The sequence below is a fragment of the Citrobacter sp. VF227 genome, from assembly GCF_052950715.1.
This window is the reverse complement of record NZ_JBRFVF010000008.1, coordinates 147295-158885: the sequence shown is the minus strand read 5'-3', so window position 1 is coordinate 158885 and position 11591 is coordinate 147295. Positions and strand designations below refer to the sequence as shown.

The following is an 11591-nucleotide window of genomic DNA, read 5'->3' as shown; positions in this document are numbered from 1 at the left end:
GCAATATCATCCCGTGCTTTGGCGCACGCCTGGTCCAGGAAGGCAACAGCCTTCACTACCTGGCTGACCGCGCCAGCATGACCGGGACCTTCAGTGATGCAGATTTGCGCCATCTGGACCAGGCGTTCCCGCTATTACTGAAGCAGCTTGAGCTGATGTTCACCAGCGGTGAACTCAGTCCCCGTCACTCGCACGGCGTCACGTTATATGCGAAAGGGCTGACCTGTGAGGCCGACTCCCTCGGTTCGCACGGGTACATCTATATAGCGATTTACCCGACGCAACCTGAAGCACAAACCGGAGGCTAATCGCCATGCCGCACGCCTGTAAAATCAGCGAGGTCATTGAACTGTTGTAACAGCATCAACACGATGATTTCGTCTTATATTCACTCTGGTACAAAGACGATGTACGCAATGTGGATGACTCTGTGACGACAGAAGAGGCCAGAGCGGCATTATGCCATGCAGCCAGCCACCACGATGCAGAACAGGGCATTAACTGGTACACACTGGAGGCCGCACCTGACGCCATCCGGCAGTAAGTGGTTTCCCTGCAAAACACCGTAACGCACAGGCCTCCTTCACTGTAATACGTCCCCTGCCCCCTACGTCTTATTTACTTAACAGAGATCAACTTTATGCAAACCTTACCCACCCTCCCGACGCGGAAGGCATCGTCACACCTGTCACCTGTAGAAATCTGGCAGCAACTTCTTACGCATCTGCTGGATACACACTACGGCCTGACGCTCAACGACACGCCGTTTGGCAACGAGGGTGTTATTCAGGAACACATTGACGCCGGTATCTCCCTGTGTGATGCCGTCAATTTTATCGTCGAAAAATACGACCTTGTGCGCACTGACCGCTGCGGCTTCAGCGCTGAAACCCCGTCACCACTTCTCAGCAGTATCGATATTCTGCGGGCACGTAAGGCGACCGGGCTGATGGTCCGTGCAGACTACAGAGCGGTGACCAATATCACCACCGGCAAATGCAGTGGGGTGACAGGATGAAGCTGTCTCTCACCGTGGAAGCCGACGCCGTGAACGTACTGGCCCTCAACCTGGGGCGTATCGCCGTGGATATCGACGGGATTGAATTATCCGAACTGATCGCCGCAGTGAACCAGAATGGCTGCCCACTGCAGATCGCTGATGGCCCGGGGAATACCACCGCTGGATCAACATTACCTCCGTTAACCGCGTTACCGGGGATCTGCTGCAGTACCGCACACATCACGGAGGAAGACAATTCGCTGCTGTATACACTGTCGCACCAGGATATTGATTTCGGCGAATCTGAATGGATCCATTTCACCGGCTCCGGCTACCTGATCCACCTGGCCGCATGGTCGTATCCGGTATTACGTCTGAAGCGTCTGGGGCTGTCAAAAGCCTGTCGCCGGTTAGTAGTGACGCTTATTCGCCGCCATGACGTGGGCACCATTCACCTTGAGGCTTCAGGTGAGCTGCTGCCGGATTTCGCCACCTTTGAGTGGTAAGCCGGTTAGCCACCGGGCCGTATTCATTATCCACAAATACACGCCAGCCATTACTCGCTGGCGTGTTTCTTTATATAAAGGAAATAAACAATGTCAGAATTCCCCCTCACCGAATCCGAAGTATTAACCGGGCACGCCGATGTGATTTGCTCCACCAGCATTGAGCGTATTGTCTCCGGACGTAACGCCGCGCTGGCGCAGATTGAATCGATGATCCAGCAACTTGATGATATTTCGACCCTGACCCGCAGTATTGGCGGTAAAACCGTACTGGACTGGGCCATGAAGCAGGATTTTCGCTGTGGCTGCTGGTTGATGGAAAAAAGAGAAGCGGCAATGAAAGCCATAACCCGTAATCTCGATCGTGGTATATGGCGCGATTTAATGAAAAATTCTGGGATGTTTACCATCATGGGCACTCAGGCGCGTGACCAATAGTACAACTGTCTGGAAAAGGATGACATTCCTGCAGTCAGCGAAGCCAACCTTCTGAATACTTTTGAGCAACTGCATCAAAGTAATGGTGAGGTGTTTGAACGCGGGGTGATAATCGTGTTTAAACGGCTGGGTTGGGATTTAAAAAGTAACAACCTGTGTAAGTTCGGGAACAAGATCATCGTGAGCGGACTGGTGAGACATGACCGATGGGGCTACGCTGGCGACACGATCAGTTAGCAGATTTGGAATGGATGCTCTACCTGCTGGATGGCAAAATCATTCCTGACAATCGGTATGATGCCTCTATCCAGTTTATGGATTTTGTGCGCGATAATCCGCATCAACAGGTCTGCGAAGACGATATGTTCACCATTCTCTACTTTCAGAAAGGCAGAGGACATATAACGTTTAAACGTCTTGATCTGGTGGAGAGGATGAATGATATCGTGGCAAAACATTTTCCAGGAGCGCTACCTGCAAGATAACCTGAGTAGATTATGGGTTTTTGGCATAATCATTGCCGCCAAGAACTCTCAACAAGCTATTACGCAACCTGTAAGTCTAATTTACAAGTTCAGCAGGAAAAGCATCACCGGGCGCTGGCAAACTGAATATGCGAAACTTAAGTTATTCGGTTTTACCAAAAGACTACGGCGCTAAACCTAAGCCGGAAGCTGAAAAGATACTGCCACTTTACTACAGGCCAAAAAGTAGCTCAGGAAGGGAAGCCTCTGCTTTCTACACGCATAATCATTTGGGGGTGCTTATGGGGGTTACTCATTTATCCAACACAAAAAACAACTATTAAATCAATGAATTAAAAACCCAATACGACTCCTGTGATCTCCGCCAATTAGACTCTCCTGAACTCTCCCGAAGTCAATAAATCCCTTCTAATCCCTTATATATCAGGCATTCCTTGTATCCCGAGAGCAATCGACTTCAACCAGTTTCAAACGGTTTTTGGAGTATAAACTTGAAAAGTTCATATTTTTCAATTTATTGATGTATTTGTTCTAATCCCTTCGCCCTCCACGACCTATTTCTTACTGACTCTCATGATTCAATTATTCTTCGTAATTTCAATGTGTTTCTTTGTTTAACGGTCACTTACTGCACGAAGATAAAAGCTAAACCGATTGTGGGAGACGATCGGCGGATTTCGATACCACTTTCGGGAGATACCTCATATGAAACTAACAATCTACAGGAGCCAAAAAGAAATCTTTGACGCACTCGGATAGTACGGTCTTGTAAAGGCTGGTTAATCCTTCCAATTCGCGATACCAGTTTCCTAAATATCACTTTTGTATCCGTCTGGTACGAAAAATTAATTATCATAAATTGGATTTATTTAATAAATTGCAAGGGATATGTTAGAGTGCTGGTTTGAAAATATACCAGTAAAAATAAAAGTCACGTAATTAATTTTTAGAATATAATTCCATAGTTATCTTTTTTTGAATACAATATAAGATTTTTCATCCTGCATAAATAAAGTAGTCTTTTTACAGGTCAATTTTCTCTTATAGGCAGTAACATATTTTAAATAATTTAGACTTGGTCTGATTTAAAAAGGTACTTATTTATTTTATTAAAAATATCTTAAGGAGTTTGATCATTATCGATAATTTATTAAGGTGACTAGTTTTAGTCTCATTATCCGATCAAAACTTATGTAGATACAAAAAACATATGAATTAGTTTAGTATTTATACCATTTTTAATACTTGCTATGCTGAGTAGTTCGTGTGCCTTATTTATATTATGTCACGCTTGCTGAAAAACATGAAAAATATAGTTAGATAGACTTGAGTTGTACTGATTAAAATATAACACGAGATAGCTAATAATTTAAACGTAAAGATACGGGTGACAATTCAGCCAAGATACCTTTAACCTCGTTATGTATGCTGTAAGTTTGTAAGAAAATGTTTCTGTGTGTTTTGAGAATTTTCTCATTTTGAATAAAAGATGAAAGTGCGTTTTCACAAGTAGCGCTAAAAATACACCAATAATCGCATTAAAATTCCGATATCCATTAGTAATTCAAATCTAAGAATGAATGATTGATAGTTTTTAGCTATGAATGGCGAGGGGTTGATATCACATCCTTGTTGTGTAAAAGTTCATCTCATGCAATTAACAATATTAATAAAATCAATTACTCGATTGTTAGGCATTTTTTAGAGGGTAGATGTGCTTAAAAGTACACACTTACCTTTCCATGGATGAAATAGAGTTGTTAGAGGTTATGGAGGCTTCATGAAGTATCAACATTTCTGGCCACCAAATGATATTTACTTTGGAGTTGGTGTCGCTAGTGTTATTGATGAAATGTCACTGATTACAAACGAAAGAAATTATTTATTTGTGAATCTTAATCAATACAGCTTACATAGCACCTTGGTTTTTTTCTCACGGAATAAAAATATCAATAAAATCATAATCATCATTTCCAGTTCACGGTTGATGCCTTTGGCTCTTTTTTGGCTGGATAATATCAAAAATGTTATTGCTGTTTTCGATACCTCAACACCTGTGTCGGAGATGATTAAGAAAATAAGCCTATATCGAAATGGTGACAAGATAACGGCAGGGCGAAGGGAATGTAGCTTTAAGATTAGCAACAAAGATATCATGAAGATGAAGTACTTCTTAACCGAAAGCGGTATGGAGGAGCTTCAGGATAGATTCATGAACTCGCCGTCAACATTGTATCGTTGGAGAAAAGAAATCGCCCATAAATTCGGCGTGCGGGACCCTCGATATCTTCTATTGCCAAAATAAGCAGATATGCGTTATCTCAATAAGAATTACAATTAAAGCTCCGATCTTTAATTGTTGTTTTAGAACTGATACTGCATACGACCTCCATTTAACTAAAATTAGAAAATATAACATTTCTAGCCTTCCTTAGACTAGAAACTGTCGTAATTTCGATAAGAATAGATACGCTGGCTAAGATCGTCAGGGGCGGTAGCGTTCCAGAAAATATCTGGAATTTATTTAAAGTGAATAATTATTAAATAAGGGATTTATCAGTAATGATCAGCAAAGATGATGTGAAAATTGCCATTATTGGACTCGGGTATGTTGGTTTGCCATTAGCTGCTGAATTTGGGAAAATTCGTCAGGTGGTTGGTTTTGATGTTAATCAGAAACGTATACTTGAGCTAAAAGAAGGGATCGATGTCAATCTCGAAACCACAGAAGAAGAGCTACGTGATGCTCGCCATCTGACGTTTACCTCATCAATTGATGAAATCAGAGAATGCAATTTTTACATCATTACCGTCCCGACACCGATCAACGATTATAAGCAGCCAGATCTCACCCCTTTGATTATGGCAAGTGAAACTGTTGGTAAAGTACTGAGACCAGGCGATATTGTGGTCTATGAATCTACGGTATATCCAGGATGTACTGAAGAAGAATGCGTGCCGATCCTTGAGCGTATGTCCGCAATGACGTTTAACAAAGATTTCTTCGTCGGATATAGCCCAGAGCGTATCAATCCCGGCGATAAAAAATACCGTCTGACAACTATTAAGAAAATTACCTCTGGCTCAACTGCAGAAACGGCCTGTCTGGTTGATGAGATCTATCAACAGATCATCACGGCAGGAACGTACAAAACGGAAAGCATTAAGATCGCGGAAGCGGCAAAGGTGATTGAAAATACCCAACGCGATCTCAATATCGCGCTGGTAAATGAATTGGCGATAATCTTTAACCGATTAGAGATTGACACTGAAGCCGTGCTGCGAGCCGCGGGAAGTAAGTGGAACTTCCTGCCATTCCGTCCGGGACTGGTTGGTGGTCACTGCATTGGCGTCGATCCCTATTATCTGACTCATAAATCTCAGGGCATCGGTTACTATCCGGAAATTATCCTCGCGGGTCGTCGACTGAACGATAATATGGGTAACTATGTTTCGGGACAGTTGATCAAAGCCATGATCAAAAAAGGGATTAATGTTGAGGGTTCTAACGTTCTGATTCTGGGGTTCACCTTTAAGGAAAACTGCCCGGATATCAGAAATACCCGCATTATCGATGTTGTAAAAGAATTGGGCAATTACAGCTGTAATGTTGATATTTTTGACCCTTGGGTGGATGCTGAGGAAGTCGAAGAGGAATACGGGATTGTACCTGTATCGGAAATCAAGGCAGCTTCTTATGATGCTATTATTGTCGCCGTTGGCCATGAGCAGTTTAAGAAGATGGGGAGTAATGATATTCGTGGCTTTGGAAAAGATAAACACGTACTTTATGATTTGAAGTATATCCTTTCACCTGAGCAGTCAGATGTGAGGTTATAATCATGACAGCTTATGATGAATTAAAAATACAACTCGTTCTTGAACCAAAACGTTGGCTTATTACTGGCGTAGCAGGTTTTATCGGCTCTGGATTATTAGAAGAATTACTGTTTTTAAATCAAACTGTAGTTGGGTTGGATAACTTTTCAACTGGCTATCAACATAATTTAGAGGATGTGCGTGCCGCTGTCAGTGAAGAACAATGGTCCCGGTTTACCTTTGTTCATGGGGATATCCGATCGTTTGCCGATTGCCAGGCTGTTTGTGAGAACGTCGATTACGTTTTACATCAGGCCGCTTTGGGAAGCGTGCCACGTTCCTTGAAGGATCCTATCACGACAAATAGCGCTAATATTGATGGTTTTTTAAATATGTTGACGGCGGCGAGAGATGCACATGTATCTGGTTTCACCTATGCCGCAAGCAGTAGTACTTATGGTGACCATCCCGATTTACCTAAAATTGAGGAACGGATCGGCCGGCCATTAAGCCCGTATGCGGTGACAAAATACGTCAATGAATTGTACGCCGAGGTATTTGCTCGCAGCTATGATTTTAATGCTATTGGCCTACGCTACTTTAATGTATTTGGTCGCCGCCAAAACCCTAACGGAGCATACTCTGCAGTCATTCCTCGCTGGATACTATCGCTTCTTAAAGATGAACCAATTTATATCAATGGCGATGGCTCAACAAGTCGGGATTTTTGCTATATAGAGAATGTGATTCAAGCCAATCTATTATCAGCAACGACTAATGATTTAGCCTCAAAAAATAAAGTCTATAATGTGGCTGTTGGAGATAGAACTTCGTTAAATGAACTTTATTATCTCATTCGCGATGGGCTGAATTTATGGCGGGACGAACAAAGTAGAGCTGAACCAATTTATAAAGATTTTCGCGACGGTGACGTTAAACATAGCCAGGCAGATATCACCAGAATAAAAACATTTCTTTCATATGAACCTGAATTTGATATCAAAGAAGGACTTAAGCAGACTCTAAAATGGTATATCGATAAACAGACTGCTTTGTATTCCTGAGTATAACTACTCACTTTCCTTTCACGTGGATGAATTTAATGAAATCGTCAGGGATGTTTACGCTAACAGCCATTGGTAGTTGCCGTATTGTGAGTCCGGTAAAACGAGCTCAGCCTTATTTTAATTTTCAGGCTAACTTTAAAAAAGTATATGGTTTTACTCATACGAGCAGCGAGGCATTACAGCAGGTACGTTTTGTTTTGGGCTTGATAGATATTCCAGAAAAGGTCCGGCCTTTTATTTTTAGACCTGCCGTAAACTATTCAAACACCGATGTTCATAGTCGTTCTGATTTCTATATCGTCGAGATTTCAAGTCAGAAGAAGATTATGGCCTATGGTTTCTGCTTACAAATAAATTATTTAACTCGTCATTTCTATGAGTTTTTTAGCCAAACAGAGCGGGCGCGTGTGTACTGGTCGCTGGCCACGCAAGGAAATCAACATAAACTGCTGGCCTATCTCAAAGACGATCCCTGTTTTGCCGGAATGTCGGAAGACGATCGTGCCTTATTAAGCAATATCAATGTCGAGCAGATGGATGAGCATGCTATCGAACAGGATATGATCGAAATCGTTCAGCTTCTTGGTCACGATCGCGTTATGTTTATGACTCATGTTGATGCCGTGACTCGTGCCGGAACCGTCATTCAGTCCCGCAGTCGGTTAATTAAAAATGTCGACGCTATCGCCGCCAGAATGGGTATTCCTTGCGTTAACCCGACAAATTTGATGGAAAAGTGGGGGCAGAAACGTGCCCTGGAAAAAAATGGCGACGATCTTACTCATTATACCGACATGTTTGGTGACGCGATCGTTGCGGCTATTTTTAAGGGAGTGATCAACAATACCAATCATCATCTTGATGAGGGGCGGCAAGAGAAACAAGATAAAATACGTGAGATTACCTTATCGATCACTAAGCAGCTTGCAGATGGCGACATTATTGCTGCATCACAGCAACTTTTTGCCGCATTAAGAAATCAGCAGCAAGAGCCTGTTCTGATCCAACTTCGGTCCGTAATTTTCAGCCGTTTAGGTTATTATGAACAGGCTTATCAGGATATTAGTGATGTTGAGAAAATTATCGGTACGACGGACAGTACATTACGTTGTCGACTGAGGTCTCTACATGGATTAGCGCGTTGGCGGGAAGCCTTATCGACAGCCGAAATGATGCTTTCCAATGAAATTGAAGATGAAGAAGTACTTACTGTTGCCGCCGGCTCAGCCGATGCTTTACAACTGTTTGATAAGTCATATCAATACTGGAAACGTGTGCTGTTATTGAATCCTGAAACCCAAAGCGGATGGGTTAATTTCCTGAGCAGCACGCAATATTTCAATGATGGCACTGCATTCTCCGAAGCTTTCCATGCCGGCATTCAATCGCAGTGCCTAAATGATGCGTTTATGGAAACAGCGTTATCTTTGGCAATCAAATTTAGTGATGAATTGATTTTCATGCATGCGCTCGAGCAGCTACTCCGCCATGAGTCAGAATTTGCGCTGACGGTATTGTCGACGATTCATGATACCGGTCTCGTCATTCGCACAGCTTTCTGCATCAAAAATATGAGCTATCATCAGGCGCTTAGCACCTCGTATAAAGATAAACTCCACGACGTTTTTGAGGCATGGAACAATACCGCGCTGTCGCTACATTCGGTTGATAATTTTGTCTCACTGAGTACTTCGCTGGTGTACAGCTACTCTGCATTTATGGTTTATCCCCATGCACGTATTTCACGCTTTAATAATGAAGTTAAAACGGCATGGCGCGAGAAATTAAGAGAAATGTATGAGCGCGGGGATTATGAAAATATCCTGACAGGGGCGAAAATTGTGTGGCCACTTCTGGAGTTCGATCCCATTAGCACCGTATATTGTGCAAGAACTCTGGTGAATCTTGGTGCCTGGAAAGAAGCGTGCACGTTGGCACACATGACCTTGATTCGTAACTCGAACATTACCAGCCTGCAGTCGATTATGTTACGCAGCATACGTCATATTAACGACATTCCGTTCCTCATTGATTTGATTGCTAACGTCATGAGTATTTCTCCATCATTCCAGAATGCCTCGATGAACGAGTTGTTTGAGAAAGAGTGTCGCAATGTTGCAACCAGAGCACTTAAATATGTACGTCAAAAGAAAAGTGAAGGTCGTCTGGATGAAGCATTATCTGTATTGATTAGCCTGAAACGAATTGATCCTGATGCTTCTCGCCTGATGCGTGAATTTAAGCAAATTATCAGGTTATTTAATGAGTCACTGAAGGATGGCGGCAGTACTATCGCATCTTATGAACATCTAGATTATGCGAAAAAATTACTCGTTTTTGATAGCGAAAATGCCTATGCCTTGAAATATGCTGCATTAAATGCAATGCATTTACGCGACTACAACCAGGCTTTGCAGTATTGGCAGCGACTGGAGAAAGTGAATGGGCCAACGAATCCAGTGGCCAAGCAGATCTCGACCTGCATAACCGCATTACAAAAAAATACATCAGGGAAGTCGTAATGATTACGCAGGAAGAAAAGATAGCTGTGCTAGGTAAAACGCTTTCAACATTGAAAAAAGAGAGGAAGCTTGAGCAAGCTATTACGTTAATTGACAATGAATTACCGGCTGAAGCTTTAACTTCATTAGCTATGCTAAAAAAAGCCGAATTTCTTCATGATTTCAATGAAACGGAGCGTGCATACGCGCTCTACGAAACGCTGATTGCGCAAAATAATGATGAAGCACGTTATGAGTATGCACGGCGTTTATATAATACGGGGCTAGCCAAAGATGCGCAGCTAATTCTTAAAAAGGTTAGCAACAACGTACAGAAAAAATATAACAATTATTTAGGCAAAATAAATAAGATCTGCGATTTGCTTGAACGTCTTGAAGGGGAAACGATCCCTGTGGGGACCAACACCCGTATTATTGCAATGAAGCATGCCATCTTGTTCTACCGAAATCGTCAACCTCGACAGCTTCCCGTCGGGTCTTTCGGTCGTCTTGCGCTCTGTACTGGTTCGCTAGGTAGCGGTGGTGCAGAACGTCAGATTTCCAGGCTGGCTATCGAGATCGCCAGAAAGTATCGGCAACAGGGGAAAATTGGCGACCTGAAAGTAGAAGAACCGGTAGAGCTCATTATTCGCTCCCTGACACCGGAACTCAGGCAAGATTTTTTCCTGAAAGAAGTGCTGGAAGAACAGGTCGAGGTGCTTGAGATCGCGAAGATTACCGGAAACTTCTTTGATGATGCGACAATAGAATCTCCGGAGTTGCGCTTATTGTTATCTCATCTGCCGCCGGTGTGTAATTACGGCATCAAGCATCTGGTCCCCCACTTATGCGAGCGCAAGCCGGATTATCTCTCCGTTTGGCAGGATGGCGCTTGTCTGATGATTGCGCTTGCAGCGTTGATTGCTGGCGTGCCCAGAATTCAACTGGGATTACGTGGGTTACCGCCGGTAGTGAGAAAGCGTCTGTTCAAGCCGGAATACGAGCCTCTCTACCAGGCACTGGCGGTTGTGCCTGGCGTTGATTTTATGAGTAACAACCATTGTGTGACCCGCCATTATGCCGACTGGCTGAAGTTGGAGGCGAAGCACTTCCAGGTTGTATATAACGGCGTCTTACCGCCATCTACCGAACCCTCTTCTGAGGTGCCACATAAAATCTGGCAGCAGTTTACGCAAAAAACACAGGATGCGGACACGACTATCGGCGGCGTTTTCCGCTTTGTCGGCGATAAGAACCCTCTTGCATGGATTGATTTTGCAGCACGCTATTTACAGCACCACCCCGCCACGCGCTTTGTGTTGGTAGGCGATGGGGATATGCGCGCTGAAGCACAGCAACGCGCTGAACAGTTGGGGATTCTGGAAAGAGTACTATTTGTTGGCGTTTCGCGTGACGTGGGATATTGGCTGCAAAAAATGAATGTATTCATTTTGTTTTCGCGTTATGAAGGGCTACCCAATGTGCTCATTGAAGCACAAATGGTCGGAGTGCCGGTGATTTCAACCCCTGCTGGTGGATCGGCAGAATGCTTTATAGAAGGTGTTTCAGGTTTCATTCTTGATGATGCACTGATGGTCAATCTTGACCAGGCTTGCCGCTATGCAGAACAGTTGGTCAATTTATGGCGCAGCAGAACCGGTATTTGCGAACAGACGCGGTCATTTTTACAAGAACGCTTCACCGTGGAACATATGGTGAGAACGTTTGTACAAACCATTTCCTCTCAGCCTCGTTAATTAATGGGCAGCATTTTT

8 protein-coding genes and 1 pseudogene are annotated in these 11591 nt (G+C 43.5%); all 9 read left to right on the top strand.

The features are described 5' to 3' along the window. Positions 1 to 308: type IV toxin-antitoxin system YeeU family antitoxin (locus tag ACU8YC_RS20555; protein ID WP_446895693.1), on the top strand; the 308-nt coding region annotated here is incomplete at its 5' end. 332 nt (positions 309 to 640) lie between these two features. Beyond that, the gene (locus ACU8YC_RS20550) at positions 641 to 1018 is read left to right on the top strand and encodes a TA system toxin CbtA family protein (RefSeq protein ID WP_446895692.1); all 378 of its coding nucleotides are present in this window, start codon (positions 641 to 643) and stop codon (positions 1016 to 1018) included. Next, complete coding sequence (locus ACU8YC_RS20545; RefSeq protein WP_446895691.1) at positions 1015 to 1506, top strand: DUF5983 family protein; 492 nt, start codon at positions 1015 to 1017, stop codon at positions 1504 to 1506. The genes ACU8YC_RS20550 and ACU8YC_RS20545 overlap by 4 nt, the downstream gene beginning before the upstream one ends. Positions 1507 to 1596: 90 nt before the next feature. Beyond that, positions 1597 to 2429: pseudogene (locus ACU8YC_RS20540) on the top strand (DUF4942 domain-containing protein). Positions 2430 to 4209: 1780 nt separating this feature from the next. Further along, positions 4210 to 4734 carry a Vi polysaccharide biosynthesis protein TviA gene (locus ACU8YC_RS20535; protein ID WP_151217048.1) on the top strand — a complete coding sequence of 175 codons (525 nt, stop codon included), beginning with the start codon at positions 4210 to 4212 and terminating at the stop codon, positions 4732 to 4734. A gap of 257 nt (positions 4735 to 4991) precedes the next feature. Next, complete coding sequence (tviB, locus tag ACU8YC_RS20530) at positions 4992 to 6269, top strand: Vi polysaccharide biosynthesis UDP-N-acetylglucosamine C-6 dehydrogenase TviB (RefSeq protein ID WP_151217050.1); 1278 nt, start codon at positions 4992 to 4994, stop codon at positions 6267 to 6269. 2 nt (positions 6270 to 6271) lie between these two features. Continuing rightward, on the top strand, positions 6272 to 7312 hold the full coding sequence (gene tviC, locus ACU8YC_RS20525; protein WP_151224014.1) for a Vi polysaccharide biosynthesis UDP-N-acetylglucosaminuronic acid C-4 epimerase TviC: 1041 nt from the start codon (positions 6272 to 6274) through the stop codon (positions 7310 to 7312). A 29-nt stretch (positions 7313 to 7341) separates the two neighbouring features. Continuing rightward, the gene (gene tviD, locus ACU8YC_RS20520) at positions 7342 to 9837 is read left to right on the top strand and encodes a Vi polysaccharide biosynthesis protein TviD (protein WP_446895690.1); all 2496 of its coding nucleotides are present in this window, start codon (positions 7342 to 7344) and stop codon (positions 9835 to 9837) included. Further along, on the top strand, positions 9837 to 11573 hold the full coding sequence (gene tviE, locus ACU8YC_RS20515) for a Vi polysaccharide biosynthesis glycosyltransferase TviE (protein WP_278238211.1): 1737 nt from the start codon (positions 9837 to 9839) through the stop codon (positions 11571 to 11573). The genes tviD and tviE overlap by 1 nt, the downstream gene beginning before the upstream one ends. Positions 11574 to 11591: the final 18 nt, after the last annotated feature.